Source organism: Leptospiraceae bacterium (assembly GCA_024233835.1).
Classification (GTDB): Bacteria; Spirochaetota; Leptospiria; order Leptospirales; family Leptospiraceae; genus JACKPC01.
The window spans coordinates 28,500-45,486 of record JACKPC010000009.1 but is presented as its reverse complement, the minus strand read 5'-3'; the positions used below and the strand labels follow the sequence as shown (position 1 = coordinate 45,486).

Annotated in this window: 14 protein-coding genes; 10 read left to right on the top strand and 4 right to left on the bottom strand. The window is 37.6% G+C overall.

The genetic code is table 11. The annotated features are described in order from the left end of the window. Positions 1-57 precede the first annotated feature (57 nt). The 10 genes from H7A25_26405 to H7A25_26360 all read left to right on the top strand — a co-directional run bounded on the left by H7A25_26405 (position 58) and on the right by H7A25_26360 (position 11,914). Complete coding sequence (locus H7A25_26405; GenBank protein ID MCP5503460.1) at positions 58-303, top strand: HPr-rel-A system PqqD family peptide chaperone; 246 nt, start codon at positions 58-60, stop codon at positions 301-303. After that, positions 300-1,355 (top strand): ATP-grasp domain-containing protein, encoded by a 1,056-nt coding sequence (locus tag H7A25_26400; GenBank protein ID MCP5503459.1) that lies wholly within the window; start codon positions 300-302, stop codon positions 1,353-1,355. Before H7A25_26405 ends, H7A25_26400 begins: the two co-directional genes overlap by 4 nt. Then, a complete protein-coding gene (locus tag H7A25_26395; GenBank protein ID MCP5503458.1) occupies positions 1,352-2,683 on the top strand; it encodes an alanine racemase in 1,332 nt (443 codons plus the stop codon). Before H7A25_26400 ends, H7A25_26395 begins: the two co-directional genes overlap by 4 nt. Positions 2,684-2,686: 3 nt before the next feature. Beyond that, positions 2,687-4,804 carry an urea transporter gene (locus tag H7A25_26390; GenBank protein MCP5503457.1) on the top strand — a complete coding sequence of 706 codons (2,118 nt, stop codon included), beginning with the start codon at positions 2,687-2,689 and terminating at the stop codon, positions 4,802-4,804. Further along, the gene (locus tag H7A25_26385) at positions 4,791-6,338 is read left to right on the top strand and encodes a tetratricopeptide repeat protein (GenBank protein ID MCP5503456.1); all 1,548 of its coding nucleotides are present in this window, start codon (positions 4,791-4,793) and stop codon (positions 6,336-6,338) included. The genes H7A25_26390 and H7A25_26385 overlap by 14 nt, the downstream gene beginning before the upstream one ends. 5 nt (positions 6,339-6,343) lie before the next feature. After that, complete coding sequence (locus H7A25_26380; protein ID MCP5503455.1) at positions 6,344-6,949, top strand: tetratricopeptide repeat protein; 606 nt, start codon at positions 6,344-6,346, stop codon at positions 6,947-6,949. Between the two features lie 79 nt (positions 6,950-7,028). Further along, complete coding sequence (locus tag H7A25_26375; protein ID MCP5503454.1) at positions 7,029-9,896, top strand: TonB-dependent receptor; 2,868 nt, start codon at positions 7,029-7,031, stop codon at positions 9,894-9,896. A gap of 102 nt (positions 9,897-9,998) precedes the next feature. Then, on the top strand, positions 9,999-10,889 hold the full coding sequence (locus H7A25_26370) for a cupin domain-containing protein (GenBank protein ID MCP5503453.1): 891 nt from the start codon (positions 9,999-10,001) through the stop codon (positions 10,887-10,889). Between the two features lie 97 nt (positions 10,890-10,986). After that, complete coding sequence (locus H7A25_26365; GenBank protein MCP5503452.1) at positions 10,987-11,340, top strand: rhodanese-like domain-containing protein; 354 nt, start codon at positions 10,987-10,989, stop codon at positions 11,338-11,340. Positions 11,341-11,344: 4 nt separating this feature from the next. Further along, complete coding sequence (locus tag H7A25_26360) at positions 11,345-11,914, top strand: DUF3365 domain-containing protein (GenBank protein MCP5503451.1); 570 nt, start codon at positions 11,345-11,347, stop codon at positions 11,912-11,914. Positions 11,915-12,014: 100 nt separating this feature from the next. Here H7A25_26360 and H7A25_26355 read toward each other — a convergent pair whose 3' ends face one another. From H7A25_26355 to ahpF, 4 genes are all read right to left on the bottom strand, one after another. Then, a complete protein-coding gene (locus H7A25_26355; GenBank protein ID MCP5503450.1) occupies positions 12,015-12,908 on the bottom strand; it encodes a hypothetical protein in 894 nt (297 codons plus the stop codon). Between the two features lie 68 nt (positions 12,909-12,976). After that, complete coding sequence (locus tag H7A25_26350) at positions 12,977-14,272, bottom strand: acetyl-CoA hydrolase/transferase family protein (protein ID MCP5503449.1); 1,296 nt, start codon at positions 14,270-14,272, stop codon at positions 12,977-12,979. Positions 14,273-14,423: 151 nt separating this feature from the next. Next, positions 14,424-15,335, bottom strand: a complete 912-nt coding sequence (locus tag H7A25_26345) for a hydrogen peroxide-inducible genes activator (GenBank protein MCP5503448.1) — start codon at positions 15,333-15,335, stop codon at positions 14,424-14,426. Between the two features lie 61 nt (positions 15,336-15,396). After that, a complete protein-coding gene (ahpF, locus tag H7A25_26340; protein MCP5503447.1) occupies positions 15,397-16,965 on the bottom strand; it encodes an alkyl hydroperoxide reductase subunit F in 1,569 nt (522 codons plus the stop codon). Positions 16,966-16,987 lie beyond the last annotated feature (22 nt).

The window sequence follows — 16,987 nt, the reverse complement described above, 5'->3', positions numbered from 1 at the left end:
TAAATAAAAACTTGAAACGAAAAGATAAAAAGAATAATCTTGGTTAGTGAGGGTATTATGAATTATCAAAAGTTACGAACTCTGGCTATAAGCGATACAGGTTTTATGTTTGATCCAACAACCGGTAGAACCTATACATTAAATGAAACCGGAATCTTTATTGTGCACCAGCTTAAGAAGGAAAAGTCCAGAGAGGAAATTATAGAAGGACTTTTAGATGAATATGAAACAGAAAAGGAGCAGGCGGAGAGAGATCTTTCTGATTTTTTAATACAGTTAAAAGAACTGGGTATATCAGGATGAAGTCTTTACGAATAGCGGTTAGCGGTTTAAATGCCAGTGATAACCCCGGTCCCGGTGTTCCGGTTTTACGATCTTTAAAAGAGTCAAAAGATGAAATTCATCTTATCGGTCTGGCTTATGATGTATTAGAACCCGGTAATTTTATGGAGGACTTAATTGAATCCTCCTATGTGATTCCTTACCCACGTTCCGGTCCGGAATTACTTTTGGAAAGAATTAAATATATTCATTCCAAAGAAAGGTTAGATATGATCTTTCCTACACTCGATTCTGAACTGGATAATTACATTTCCATCCAAAATGAACTGAAACAACTGGGGATTCGAACCTTCTTGCCCGGCAAAGAGCAGCTTCATATGCGAGACAAATCTGTCTTGAAAGAGAATCTGGAAGAAGCAGGGATCGCATTGCCGAAAACTTTAGTTTTACAGGATGCAGCAGGTATTCATCAGGCTATGACCGAATTAACTTTTCCAATTCTTGTGAAAGGTATTTTTTATGAAGCTTATCTCGCACGAACTATCGAAGAAGCTATAGGATTCTTTTATCATCTTGCTGCTAAATGGGGAATTCCTGTAATTTTGCAGGAATGTATAATTGGTGAGGAGTGCAATGTGGCTGCAATTGCGAAGAAAGGGAAAACTATAGGTTCGGTTTGCATGAAAAAAATGTTTTTAACCGATAAGGGAAAAGCCTGGGCGGGAGTGAGTATTCGAAATGAAGAAGTTTTACAAGTTTCTGAGAATATTCTAAAATACATACAATGGGATGGAGGTTGTGAGTTAGAATATATTATAGAAGAAAAAACCGGAAAAGTTTTTCTTTTAGAGATAAATCCCCGTTTTCCTGCCTGGATTTATCTGGCAACAGCAGCCGGGCAAAACTTACCCCTGATGCAAGTCAAGCTGGCAATGGGAGAGGAACTTCGAAAACAGGAGGAATACCGGGTCGGAACGGTATTTGTTCGGCATAGTCGGGACGAAATCATCCCTCTCTCGTCTCTCGACTCTTTATCAACTAAAGCAGAAATTTCTTACAGGAGTAAAGAATGACAAAAAAAGCTTATAGTCGTCCTATTATACAAAGACAATATATGGGAGCTGCCAATAAATTTGGTGGCTTTAGTGTACCTGATAGTACTGTCTCTCTTGCCGGAGTCGCCGTAGAAGATCTTGTAAAAGAATTTGGTTCACCGCTTTTCGTTTTTATAGAAGATAGTTTGCGAAAAAAAGTTCAGGAATTAAACCAGGCTTTCCAGTCCCGCTATCCGAGTTTTCAGGCCGCCTGGTCATATAAGACCAACTACTTAAATGCTATCTGTAAAGTTTTTCATGAGGAAGGAAGCTGGGCGGAAGTTGTATCGGCTTTTGAATATGAAAAAGCCAGGAAGAATGGAATACCCGGTAAAAGAATTATATTTAATGGACCGTATAAACCTTATGAAGCCCTAAAAAAAGCAGCTTTAGAAGGAGCTAAAATTCATGCAGATCATCTTGATGAAATATCAGATTTAATAAAAATAGCGGAAGAGGGTGGAAAAACTTTAGAAGTAGCACTCAGGATCAATTTAGATACGGGAGTTTATCCTCTCTGGAGTCGTTTTGGTTTTAACCTCGAATCGGGTCAGGCCCTCGAAGCTGCGAGAAAAATAAAAAGTAGCGGAGGGAAAGTAAAGGTATGCGGACTTCATAGTCACATCGGGACTTTTATGCTCGATGCAAAACCCTATAATCGAGCAGCTAAGAAAATTGTTGATTTTTATAAACGTTTGCGTGATGAATTAGGCCAGCCCATGCAATATATAGATCTGGGTGGAGGATTCGCATCTGCTAATAAACTAAAAGGTCAGTATCTTTCTAATGCCAGCATTCTTCCTTCTTTTGATTCTTATGCCGAAGCGATTACATCCGGCCTTTATGATGCGTTTTCTCCGGATGATCCTCCCCCTCTATTTTTGGAAACGGGCAGGGCACTGGTAGATGAAGCAGGTTATCTTATCACTTCCGTAGTTGCCAATAAAACTATGCCGAACGGGAAGCGTAGTTTCGTAATTGATGCCGGTGTGAATTTATTATACACTACCGCCTGGTACGATTTGAAGGTAGCCACGGCTAAAAATTATACAGGAACCTTTGAAGATGTGAGTTTATACGGACCTCTGTGCATGAACATCGATATGGTTCGTGAGAGTTGTTTATTACCGAATATGCAAAGGGGAGAGAAGCTGGTCTTGCACCCGGTAGGAGCCTATAATGTAACCCAGTGGATGCAATTTATTGAGATGAGACCGGCCATAGTCATGATAAGCAAAGAAGGAAAAGTAAGGTTGATACGTCGGAAAGAAACAGTAGATGATTTACTCGCTATCGAAGAGAAGTAGATTATGAACCTTATAAAACTTTTATTGGAAGCCAACCTCAAGGCTTATTCGACGGTGTTATTTAGTAGCCAGAGTCTGGTTGGCTTTTTAATTTTATTAACTACTTTTCTAAACCCTCAGGCCGGTATCACGGGGCTTCTGGGGGCCATTCTTTCCAATCTCATCGCCTATTTGCTTGGTGTTCATGAAGATAGGATAAAAAAAGGTTTATATGGTTTCAATGGACTTTTATTCGGTCTATCCATTAGCTTATATTATGAAATTAATATAAGCCTTTTGTTAATGCTATTGGCAGCCTGCGTAGTTCTTATTTTTGTAACCCTGGCACTGGAACACTCCCTCGGTTTCTTCTTTGGACTTCCGGTTCTTTCTATACCTTTCGTGATTATCAGTATTATGGTATATCTCGCATTTTATAACTATCAGGGTTTTACCTTAAAGTCAAACTATGAACCTTTGAAGATAGATTCTTATTTTCCAGTTTTACCATCGCATATTAACTTTTACTTTAAAAGTTTCGGGGCCATTTTTTTTCAATCGAGTCCCTGGGCAGGTTTAATTTTTTCCCTTATTTTATTCTATTTTAGTCGGATTGCTTTTTTTCTATCCATATTAGGGTATGCTAGCGGAGTAGCGTTTCATATCTTTTTGAAAGGAAATATGATTGATATAAGTGCAGGTACAGTAGGGTTTAACCATATGTTAACTGCAATTGCTGTAGGAGGGATCTTCTTAGTTCCCTCTCCCTATACATTTATTTTAGCGATTTTTGCTTCTATATCCAGTGCTTTAATTGCTTCCTTTGTAAAAATATTTTTCATAAATTTTAGTATACCGGTTTTAGCTTTGCCTTTTGTTACGGTATCTCTCTTGTTCTTGCATGTAGCCAGACTTTTGCGGAATGATAGATTTCGGGTGGTGGACTTCTTACCCGGTTCTCCGGAGAATAACCTCGATTATTATAAAACAAGGTTGGAAAGATTTGGTTCCACAATTCTAGACATACGACTTCCTTTTTCGGGTAAATGGAAAGTTTCGCAGGGCTATTCGGGAAAATTTACGCATAAAAATCTCTGGAAAGAAAGTTTGGATTTTATGGCAGTCGATGCAGAGGGGAATATCAGGAAAGGAAAAGATACTACTTTGAACGATTACTATACTTTCGGTTTGCCGGTTCTGGCACCGGCAGTAGGCAGGGTAGTAAAAGTAGTGAACCATCTCGAAGATAATCCTCCTGGGGAGATGGACAATAAGGAAAATTGGGGGAACCTGGTTCTTATCGAACATTCTTCTTACCTATATTCTCAGTTGTCTCATCTTCAGAAAGATTCAGTTCTTGTGAAAGAGGGAGATATTGTGCAAGCCGGAATGAAGCTTGGTTTGGCGGGAAGTTCAGGAAGAAGTCCGGAACCCCATATTCACCTTCATTTTCAAAGTACCCCGGAAGTAGGAAGTACTACTGTTCCTCTGGGATTTACACAGTATACTTTTTATGAAGATAAAGAAAAGAGAATCCAATATAATCATGTGCCGAAAGAAGAAGATATTATTTCCAACATTGTATCTGACTTTAATATGAAATCTTTTTTTTCCCTGGCCCCGGGTTTGAGTATTCCAATACGCATAGTGAAAAATAGCGGAAAGCTAACTAAGGAAAACTGGGTTTCCGGAGTTGATTTTTGGGGAAATCGCTTTATCGAAGATGAGAAATCAAACCGTTTGATATTTTTTTTGGGAAAAGATTCCTTTTCCTGTTTAGATTATTTAGGAAATCCGAATACACCCTTATTCTTATTATATCTTGCCATGTACCGTGTTCCTTTTATAAATTCTAATGCCTATTGGGAAGACAGGTTACCCTATAAACACTTCTCAAAATTGTATATAAGGATCTGGAAAGATTTTATTCAACCTTTTAGTGATAAATTGTATTTACAGTGGAAAGCAAAAATGGATGTGAACTCAAAGGAGAATCCGATTTTATATTCAAATGTTTCTCACCGAGGAGAAAAGAAAATCTTAGAGCTTTCTCTGGAGTTCACAGGTAACTTGCCCGGACTTATTCTTGTCAGGAATTCTGAAAACCAATGGATGATAGAAAGAGACCATGAATCTGATTAAATTAGTTTTGCTATTGTTGACTGTCTGGGGAAGTTTGATTTATTCAGAAGAATCCAATCTCTTTGAATTAAATGCTAAGGCAAATCGTTTTATATCTGAGAATAAATGTAAGGATGCTCTTGAAATACTACAGCTCATTATCACGAAAGAACCGGAACATTCCATTGCTTATAACCGAATGGCGTATTGTTATGCAGTATTAGGAGAATACGATAAATCATTGGAATTTTACGAAAAAGCTTACCAGATTTCTCCAAATCTTGATTCACTAATCGGGAAACAGTGGGTATTATTACTAAAGGGTAAGAATTCAGAGAGTGTTGAAGTTGGCAAGGAAGCTTTGAATCTGGATGGAAGGAATTATTGGGTACTATTAAGACAGGCAGAAGCCTACTATAAAATGGGAGAGTATCAGAAGTCAGAAGAGCTTTATAGAAAAATAGAAGAGCTTCATGGAGAAACAGCAGAAACCATCTGGAGAAAAGGAATAAATAAATATTTGAACGGAGAGATGGATAACGGCCTTTTTCTTTTCTGGAAGGCTTATGAGAAAAACCCGAAACATGCAGGTGCAAGGTATTCCCTTGGCTTGCCGACGGAAGACTCCGAATTTACTCTCGGTCTTTTTTATAATCCCTATAGTTTTCAGGGTTCGAGTTTAAAAGGAAGGGGAGAAAAAGCCGGGCTTTTCTTGAGTTACTTTTTTTTAGATTCCTGGACAATTCGATTGGGTCTTGCCAATGAACGTTTGGATAATTATAACTCAACAAAGGGAGTCTGGAATTATATTTTTGATGAATACAACTTGATTCAATATTCTTATTATACAAGCAGAACGGAAATACTGTCTTATTTAAGTAATACCTATAATACTTATAAACTATATTCCCTTCTGACTTCACCCGATTACTCAATCCAACATGGTTCATTGGGATTGTCTTTTTATCAATCCTACAGAAGCAATTTTTATGCCGATGTTCATTATATTCGCAGCAATGATTCTTATACCAATGGAGGAGTTAATGTAAATGTAGGTCTAAGTTATGGAAAGAGTAGTCGAATTATAGGAGAACTCGGCAGTATCTCTTATCCTGCAAATAACGGGATGCAGGCTTCTCTCGCTTATCATTGGGCATTTCATCCCAATTTTTATAGTAAAACAAAAGGCATTGTTCAAAAAATGCAAGTTCAACAGACAGACATTTTATTATTACAGCCAAATCCTATTTGGACATACAGTACAACAAATACCCTGACTCATAATCTGGCAGCTATTCAAGAAACATTGGGATTTACATATAAGTGGTTTCATGTAGCTATAGGAGGGCGTTTGGGAAAATTATATACACCCATCCTGGAAGGGCAGCCGGTATATAACCCTTCTTATATGAATGGAGGAGGATACGGATTGATTCAATATAACTATGATCATATTGGAATAAGTCTATCAGGAAGTCGTGATTTTTGGAAAAATTCCATAGGGGAACGAAATACATCTAATAGTGGAAGCATATCTTTGCAGGTGAGGTTTTAAGTATTATGAGATTTATATTCGCATTATTTCTAATGGGTACAGTTAGTATTTTTGCAGCTGATATGCAGGAAGAATTGAAGAAAAATGTAAAATTAGAGTATGAGCAAAAATATTTGGAAGCATTAAATGGTATGAAACAAATACTTGATTCCAATCACCTCGACTATTTTTATAACCTGCGCTACGCCTGGTTGAGTTATCTCAATGGAAATTTGAGCCAGTCTATAGAATATTACCAGAAAGCCATTGTTCTTTCTCCGGATTCTATTGAAGCGAGAATCGGACAACTAAAACCCTTGCTTGCATTAGGTAAATATAAACAATCGGAAATTATAGCCAAATCTGTAATGCGTAAAGATCCTAAAAACTATACAGCCAGAAGTATTATGGCTTATGGGTTTTATCTTTCCGGTCAATTTGCGCAGGCAGAAGAAATCTATGAGTCCTTACTCTTAGACTATCCTTCCGATACTGAAATGCTCCTCGGCCTGGCCTGGACTTACGTAAAGCGCGGTAAAAAACAGCTTGCCAGGAATCGATTTTTAGAAGCTTTAAAAACTTCACCGGGTAATCTACGGGCCTTAGAAGGTTTGCAGTACACGGGAAAATAACAGACTTTATGAAAGTTAATTATTTTGTAACTTGACAGACTTAAAAAAGAAACATACACTATTACATGAGGAGTTTTGTATGCGTTATCTATTATTATTCGTTTTTTTATTTACTCATTCTTTTGCACAGGCTTCTAAGAAAGTTTATTATAAAACATTTAATGCAATAGATGCAGATAATGCGAAATTTAATGAGCTTTTGCAGAAGAAGTTCATCCAAAAAATGGAGAGTATGGGCTATCAAATAGTAGAGCTGGATAAAGATACAAAGACGAATCTACGAACTGCTAAGGATGGAGACTTATACCTCGAAGGCTTTTATGAAACTTCTAAGAGAATCAATCCTTCAATTTATATACAGATTTATGACCCGGCTAAAGGTTATCTCGTGGACGCACTTTCCTTAGAAGACCTTTCTCTGGAAGGAGTCGTTTTAGATGAGAGTGAAATTAAAGAAACGCAGGAGGAACGTATAAACAATTTGATAAGCAGATTGGAGAACAAAATTCGAGCGAATCCTCAGAAAAAAGAAATGCAGAGCAATATTGAAACGGAACTTTTATCTAAAGATGTCAGTCAAAATAGAGATTTTATATTAAAACCCAAAACCCTGGATCAGGAAGTGAAAGAAGTTTTTAAACTTTTTGAAGAACAGGAAGTCGTAACGGCTACACGGAGTAAAACCAAGTTAAAGGATGCTCCGGCTGCTATTTATGTAATCACAGCAGAGCAAATTCGTCAAAGAGGATACCGTACATTGAGTGATGCTCTGCATGATCTTCCCGGATTTGACTTTCAACATAACTACGGGATATATCCGGAAATCGTAATGCAGAGAGGTCTTGTGGGAGAACCCAACCGAACCCTTGTCTATATCGATGGAATCCCGAATAATAATATTAACGATGGATATGCCGCCCAGGGAAGCATACGTTTCCCGCTCGCAAATGTGGAACGAATCGAAGTTGTGTCCGGCCCGGCTTCATCTCTTTATGGTGCTAATGCTTTTAATGGGATTATTAACGTAATTACAAAAGATGGTGAATCTTCTCCGGGCAACCATGTGCAGGTAATGTATGGTTCTTATGAATCCAATTTTAGAAATGTGGGTAGATCTGTAGATTTTTCATCTCGTGGAAGCATTAAGGGAACAGACAAGGAGTCTATCTATACTTATTCTCTTGCTGCTTATTACTATCAGACAGAAGGCCCCAATATGGGAGGAATAAGCGACCTACGTAGAGCGGAAAAAAATCCTTACAAAACATTAGATAAATATAATGCAAGCTATGCCTTTGAATACGAGGCCTGCGGTCAGATGTGTTTTCCGGATACTTCTTCTATAGGCTATGGTTGGTCTAAAACCTATAATAACTCCCCGGAAAAAACCTATAATGTAACTGCCAGATTCAATATGGGGAATCTTAGGTTTGAAACCATCAACTGGCAGTATCTACAGGGAGAGGGAACTTTTGCCAGCGGTTTTGAACAGTTGGATACGAAAGAGAGAGGTTTAGAAACCAACAACTACGATTTACGAAACAATGCAAGAAGACTCGGAGTTATAATGGGCATCAGTACTCCCCAGGGACTCGGCGGAAGTAACTGGGATTTTTCCAGTAATACAGTGGCGGTTGGTTATTTACGTGAGTTTTCAGAAAAGCTGAGTTTGGATAGTGAGATGCTGATTCGAACTTCCGCGGTTTTAAATACCAGTCATGAATATGTGCCAACGAAAGGTTATGATTCACCGGAAGTATACTATACTCCTCAGAACTGGGATGTGGTGAAAGGCTATTCACGGGAAGACTATAGTTATCAGGCAGAAGAAAAACTACAGTATACCCATAATCGAAATTATAATACGATAGTAGGAGTAGGTATTCGCTATGATATGCCACAAAAAGACTATGGAAGTGTTGAGAAGTATAAGTATACCAACTACTCAGCTTATATACAGCAGTATATTCAACCGGTAGATAAGATTGCCATTACATTAGGATATCGTTATGATGATAATACTGTGTATAGCTCGACAAGAAACCCTCGAATCGGAATTGTATATAAACCCAGTGATGATTTAACCCTAAAGTTTTTGGTGGGAAGTGGTTTTCGGGCACCAACTACAAAAGAACTTTTTTCCGGGACAACCTCGCGAAAACCTAATCCGGATTTACAACCGGAAAAGCTACAATCTTATGAAATGGGAATTGGTTATCGCTTTATGAAGAAATCCTATTTTACAGCTCAGGCTTTTTATAACAAGGTTTCTCATTTGATACTTTTAACAAATACAACAGATACCGTTCCTATCAATGGAGTTGATCCGAGAAATGGGACCTGGTATCAAAACCAAAATTTAGGTATTGCGAGGATTTATGGAACGGAAATCAGTAACAATTCCGAGGTTACAAAAAAACTGGTCTTGAATACGAATTATACCTATAATAAGGGTGAGTATACCAATTTACCTGCGAGCTTAACTTCTTCACCCAGTACGAAAGGCTTTTTTGGAGATGATCCTGTATTTGATTTTTATAATGAAGTATATCAGAAATTAACCGTTTCACCTACATCGAGTTCGGGAAATAAAACGGTTCCTTCTACAGGGCCCATGCCGAATATTGCTACTCATAAAGCTAATGTAGGATTAACTTATATGATCTTAATAGATTTTTCCATTTACCTCGGATTGAGTTATGTAGATGTTAGAAGGAATATAGGAACGAGTCCGCAAAGAACAACTCCGGGTTATAAGTTTTTTAAAGTCAATCTTCGTAAGGATAATTTTTTATACCAGAATATGTATCTATCCCTACTGATTAACAATGCTACGAATGAGCAGTTTTTTGATCCGGGAATTCGTTCTGCGAGCGGGGGCTACTATCCAACCATGCACCCCCTCGAAAGGCGAAATCTCTGGTTTACTCTCGGTTATAAGTTTTAAAATGATTATCATTTTAAGTTTACTGTGTATGGATTAAAAAAGATAGTTGAATCATTTAAGCCTCCTTCGAATTATTAAAAAATCCTAATAAGAAGGTTTTTTATGAATAAATTAAAACTTGTATTAAGCTTTGTATTTTTCAGCATTCCTCTTTTATTATTGTCTGAATGTAAGAGTACGGAAGCGATTCCATCCCGTCCGGATGAAAACCCGGTTGAAAGGATGCACATGAACGATGTAAATGTTCAATCTCTGGTATTCTACAATAAATCCAAAGCGGATTATAAATTGCTTTTGGATAAAAATGAAATCAGCGTGGCGCTCTTTCTACTAAAAAAAGGCGAAGAGATACCTCTACACTTTCATAAGGTAAATAAAGCCGTTTATATATACGAAGGTAAGCTCAATACCTTATCCAAAAATAAATTAACTGAGTTAAGCAAGGGTGATTCGATGTTCATTCCGGCAAGGACTGTAAGCAAGCTGAGCAACTCGACCAAAGAAGTCGCAAAAGTTCTCTTCTTTTTTCCTACCGGCTATTTTAAGGATTTAGAATTCTCTTCACCTTCTGCTGATATTCAGGATACGCAGGGGAATCAAATTCAAATTTTAAAAGAAAAAGATGTACCCTGGGAAAACTGGGCCGGGAAACTTCCCTTAAATGCTTTACCCACACCACTTGCCTGGAAAACCATTATTGATAACGATTCAATGGTTATGGGGATTACAAAAATCGATCCCGGTCATGATGTAGATAGTCATTTTCATAAACCAACACAGATTGTTATTTTTTCCGATGGAGAAGGAAAAACACATATTGCAAAAGGAGAATATAAGGAAATTGTAAAAGATAGTTATATATATCCTCCTTCTTATTCCATGCACCACTCTATTAATACAAACAAGACAAAACCCCTGATGGAAGTGTATTTTTTTCCCACAGGCCCTTTTGAGAAAATTAAGTATTTAGGAAAAGGAGAGAAATACTGGTAAGGTTTGTAGGCTTTTTGGGAATTAGAGAATTTTTTCTAAAAAAGCTTGACAGTTTATAATACCATACCCTATATGGTATATAGAGTATGGAGGGTGAATGAACATAATTACTCTGGTACTGCTCGGCCTCGTTCTGGCTGTACTCGTTTTTAAATTTATAGGAGCACGACTTATGGTAGACCAAAGACTGGTAAAAGCTAAAATAGAAGAAGGAGCCCTGATTCTTGACGTAAGGACTCCGGGTGAGTATTCTTCCGGACATTATCCCGGTGCGATTAATATTCCTCTCGATCAGATAGGTCGCCGGATTAATGAGTTAGGGGATAAAACAAGACCCATCGTGGTTTACTGTCTTTCCGGTGCCAGAAGCTACAGCGCAAGATCCATTCTCATGGCTCAGGGTTTTCGTGATGTGGTGAATGGTGGTGGCATCGGAATGATGCCGAGGTAATGCAATGTTTCATTGGTTAAATATCCTTATCTGGCTCGTACTTACAACGAGCCTTTTTTTTTGTAAAGGCTCCAATCCCGATACAGCAAAGTTAAAAGAAGCTTCCTCATCTATCTTTTCTGAATTGCAGGCAGATTTGCAAAAGCGTTTAAAAGAAAGCATTGAAAAAGGTGGTATTGTTTCAGCAATTGAAACCTGTAAAACGGCTTCTCCTGAAATAGAGGCAGAGTTCTCAAAAAAATATAATGTGAAAATAAAGCGGGTTAGTGAAAAGAATCGTAACCCGGAACATTCGCCGGATGCCTGGGAGAAAACGATTTTTACAGAGTGGAATAAAGCGATTGCTGCCGGTAATTCTCCGTTTATTGCCACTTTTTCTGATAGCAAAGTATTCAGATTAATGCAACCTATTAAGATTAATAATGCACTTTGCTTGCAATGCCACGGAACTGTAGAATCGATAAAGCCCGATGTTTTGAAAAAAATTCAGGACTTATATCCGGAAGATAAGGCTACCGGCTATCAATTAGAAGAGTTGAGAGGAGCTTTTACAATTCAATGGGAGCTTAAGTAGAATTGCCTTATCACTTTAAAGAAATAATTGCAAGCAAGATAACTATGTTTTGCTTGCAAACATAATCTACATAAAAAAAATTGAATAAATCATGCTACATTTACTTTAAGTTGTCTATATATCCGGCAATCCATTTTCCGATTAACTCACTATCTTTTTCATATACACAAAAAGCATGATCTACACCTTGCAAAATCTCTACTTGAGCATCAGGTATTTGTGTTTTAATTATATTTGCCTGTTCAAGAGGAGCCCAGTGATCGGTTTCATTATAAATAAACTGTAACTTGGAAGCTTTCGTTTTAATAAAATCCAAATCCAAATCTGAACTCAGAGATTCAAATTCTGTTTTAGCCATATACAATACGCTCTTTATTATGTGCGGGAATTTTGTGAAAAAATTTATCGTATGAACTTTAGACTCTTCATCAAAATCTTTTAAAATAGGGGAGAGAAGGTTCTTTTTCCAATTTGCAGGAATTGTCTGTAAACAGGTAAAACAAAACTTTGTAAATGAACTTAAAATATAATTTTGAGAAATGAGACGAACATATTTTTGTTGTGATAACTTATTATGTTGCGCTAAAAAGGGAAAGAGTAAAAATGCTTTTTCAATAGAAGTATATAGTTCCGGTACCTGTAAGATTTTATAGCAAATCCAGGCCCCGATACTGTGACCTATCAGAATAAATTTAGCATCGTATAAACTTTCTTTTTTTAGGTGTTGTAAGCAAGCAATTTTATGGTCTGCTTCTTCTTGAATACTGTATAAACGGGTCGGTTTTGATTCTGTAAAATTCGCATAACTTATAATACTAATATTCAAAGATAGATTCGTATTTTGTGAAATACTACGAGTAAGGTTTTGGTAGTAAAGTGCAATTCCCGGATTACCAGGTAGAATAACGATATGGTATTTCACTTCCGGTTCGGGTTTTGTTTGATAGATTTCAGTATGAATCCCGTTTATATTTAAGATTCGTTTATTTAACATAAAAGACTCTTCGGTAATGAGGGGCTTTTTAGACAGCCCCTCATGGAAAAGGCTGTGGTTAAGAAAATCTACAGGTTAAAATACCTGATTCCGTTTACTTTCTTTTTGAGTTCAGCTCTGAAGTCGGGGTGAGCGATGGAAATAAGGGCTTCAGCTCTTTCACGCAGGGTTTTTCCAAAAAGATTCACCGCACCAAATTCAGTTACAAGCCAGTGAACGTGACCTCTTGTTGTTACAACACCGGCACCTGCATTTAACTCAGGAACAATGCGGGATACTTTTCCACCGGCTGCTGTTGCCGGAAGAGCCAGGATAGGTTTTCCTCCTTTTGAAAGAGCGGCTCCACGGATAAAGTCCATCTGACCGCCAATTCCGGAAAAAATCCTGTGTCCGATAGAATCCGCACAGACCTGACCGGTTAAGTCTACTTCGATTGCCGAGTTAATGGCCACCACCTTATCGTTTTCACGAATGATATGGGTATCATTTGTTCTGTCGCAGGGGTGAAATTCAACACCCGGATTATCATCGATAAAATCAAGTAACTTCCGAGTTCCGGCAGCAAAGCTGGTAACAATCCGAGAGGGGTGAACTTTTTTCAAACGGTTAGTAATAGCACCGGCTTCATACAGATCCACGACCCTGTCAGAAAACATTTCAGTATGAATTCCGAGATCTACTTTGTTTTTTAAACGACTTAGAACCGCATCCGGAATTCCACCGATACCCATTTGAAGGGTAGAACCATCTTCCACAAGATCAGCTACAATTTGACCTATACTGGCCTCCACATCTGTTTCTTCTGCCGGAGGATGTTCCAGAATAGGACGATTCGTATGAATGAATGCGGTTATTTTATCAAACTGAACTACGCTGTTTCCGTGTGTTCTGGGCATTTGCTCATTGATTTCAGCAATAATGATTTTTGCTGTATCAGCCGCAGCTTTAGCCGTATCAATCGATGTTCCTAAGGTACAGTTTCCGTGCTTATCCGGAGGGGATAGCTGAAGGAAAGCTACATCAAGAGGGATCTGGCCGGAAATGAAAAGACGGGGAATTGCCGAAAGAAAAATAGGCATGAAGTCTGCTCTACCTTCCTGGATCGGTTTTCTCATGGCAGGCCCGGTAAACAGGGACACGGAATAAAAGTTTTTTGTATACTGTGGTTCTACAAACTTTATCTCACCCGCAAGATGTAAGTGGTATAATTTGACATTCTCTAAATCAGTTCGTTTTACCATTGCATCGAGGAGCGGAGTAGGAGTAGCAGAAGCCCCGTGGACAAAAATTCTATCATTGCTTTTTAAGTGCTTCATTGCCTCTTCCGGGCTTACTGCTTTATTTCTCCAATCTTTATAACTCATCTAATACAACCTCCATTTATGTTTCTCTTCTTTCCACTTTGAAGGATAGGAGTTTAAGCTCATAGAAAAAATTTTATTTTTTAGTTTTTTTTTAAAATTTACTTTTCTCCTTTATTTGAAACCGGTTTTTTAAATATAGGACCTAAGGATTTCAGACTGAATCCACTCCAATAATCTGAAAGCTTCTCCCGGAATGGTATTCTTTCGGAATGATCTGTAAAATTTCCTTTTTTAGAGCCTGTAAAACTTCATTTTTATAGAAAAATTGGCTGGTAACAAAGCTTACTTCTCTTGCCGGAATATTTCCTTTGATTTCTCTGAGCCTTTCTTGAAAGTTTACCTCTTCAAAAAAGGGAAGTAAGGTTACACCCAGATCTTTATCTACCAGCTTTTTTATGGTTTCAAAACTTCCGGCTTCTATATTACCAAAACCGGATTGTCGACATAGTTTTAAAGTTTGTCCCCGAAAACAATGTTCATCTCCCAATAAAATCATCTCATAACCTTCAAGTTCTTCGAGAGAAATCTTATCTTTTTTGGTTTTAAAAGAAGGAGGCAAATAGATTAAAAAAGGCTCGTAGTAAATAGGTTTTTCTATTATTTTTTTATTATGCAAGGGTGTTGCTAAAATTCCAATATCGAGTTCCTTACTTTCAAGTTTCTGTATAATCTGGGCAGTGGGTAATTCGTATATTTTTACTTTTAAATTGGTATACTTTTCCTGTAGAACAGGAAGAAGCTTTACCAGTAAAGAACTGGAGATGGTAGGGATAATCCCAAGCTGAATTTCTCCTGATAAAACTCCATTACCTTCCTTGAACATGTACTCTAATTTTTCTGCTTCCTGTAAAACAATTTTTGCCTGTTTGATTAATTCTTTTCCCTCTGCTGTAACAGAAATAGGGTTTGTAGTCCTATCAAAGATTTGTATGCCTAATTCTTTCTCTAACTTTTGTATCTGCAAACTCAGAGTTGGTTGTGCAATATAAAGTACTTGAGCTGCCTGGGCAAAGTTTTTTATCTTATCTAAAACTACTGCATATTTCAACTGAACAAGAGTCATAAAAATCCTTTTTAAGCCTATTCAGATAAATATAAATAGGCTCTAATATTTGTAAATCCAATTAAGCCTGTTGTTTGGAGTTCATAAGTACATATTCAAATGCGGATAAAGCAGCTTTCGCACCTTCTCCCATAGAAATAATAATTTGTTTATAGGGGACAGTTGTGACATCTCCGCAGGCAAATATACCGGATTCACTGGTTCTACATTTATCATCGACTATAATTTCTCCGAATTTATTTGTTTCAAGTATTTCTTTTGCAAAACCACTATTCGGAAGAAGTCCAATTTGAATAAAGATTCCATCGCTGGGAAGAATGGCTTCCTTTCCGGAGCTTCTATCTATATACTGTAGGCCTGTAACTTTTCCATTTTCAGTCAACACTTCTTTCGATTGGATTTGAGTTAAAATTCTTATATTTGGTGTTTGCTCTGCTTTTTCTACCAGAACCTTATCGGCTTTTAGTTCAGGTAAAAATTCCAGTACCGTGACCGATTTAACGATCCCGCTTAAATCGAGGGCAGCTTCGATTCCGGAGTTCCCGCCTCCAACTACTACCACATCTTTTCCTTTAAAGAAAGGACCGTCACAGTGCGGACAATAAGCTACACCTTTTCCTATGTTTTCTTTCTCTCCGGGAATTCCGAGTTCTCTCCACCTTGCTCCCGTAGCAATAATAATAGCTCGACTCCGGATAACTTCACCTGTAGTAAGTTCTGTTTGTTTGATTTCTCCTTTTTGAATGGCTTTTACTTTGATATTTTTGCGTATGGGAATATTATAATGATTTAAATGCTTCTCTAAAGAATCTGCAAGTTCCGGTCCGCTTGTACTTACTACGGAAATCATATTTTCAATTCCTATAGTATCTTTTACCTGGCCGCCTATCCGGTCTACAATCATTAAAACCTCAAGTCCTTTTCTTGCCGAATAGATAGCTGAACTTACTCCTGCTGGGCCTCCACCTATAATCAGTACATCATATATTTTATTTTCAAATTCTTGCGAAACACTTTGCCTGGACTCCGGACTTAAAGTTATATTTATTTTTTCTAATATATCGGATATTTCCATTTTACCGCTGGAAAATGTATCTCCATTTTTGAATATTGTCGGAACCCCCATGACTTTTCGCTCTGCTACTACTTCCGGAAAAAGACCTCCATCTATCATTTCATGACTTACATTTTCATTCAATAGACAGATCTGGTTCAGAGCCTGAACTACTTCCGGACAGTTATGACATTCCAGGGATACAATCGTTTCGAACTGCATTTTCTTTTTGTAGTTCTTTATCATCTTTTGGAGCCCTTCATCGAGTTTTAAAGGAACTCCTCCCACCTGCAAAATGGCAAGTATAAGCGAACTAAACTCATGTCCTCCGGGGATACCGCTAAAAATAATTCCGCTTGGCTTTCCCTCTTTACAAATATCAAAACTTACACCACTTCTGTAAGGAAGATCTTCCTCACTCAAACTTAATTTATCGGATGTAGAAACGATTCCTCTTAACATCTCGAGTAAGTCAGATTTTTTCTCGTGTGTCTTGTTGCAAACACGAAGTGTCACCTCCGCATCCAACTTTTCCATATAAGTAGCAATTTGGTCTAATAATTCTTTATCCAGCATCTCATCCTCCTAAAAAAGCCCG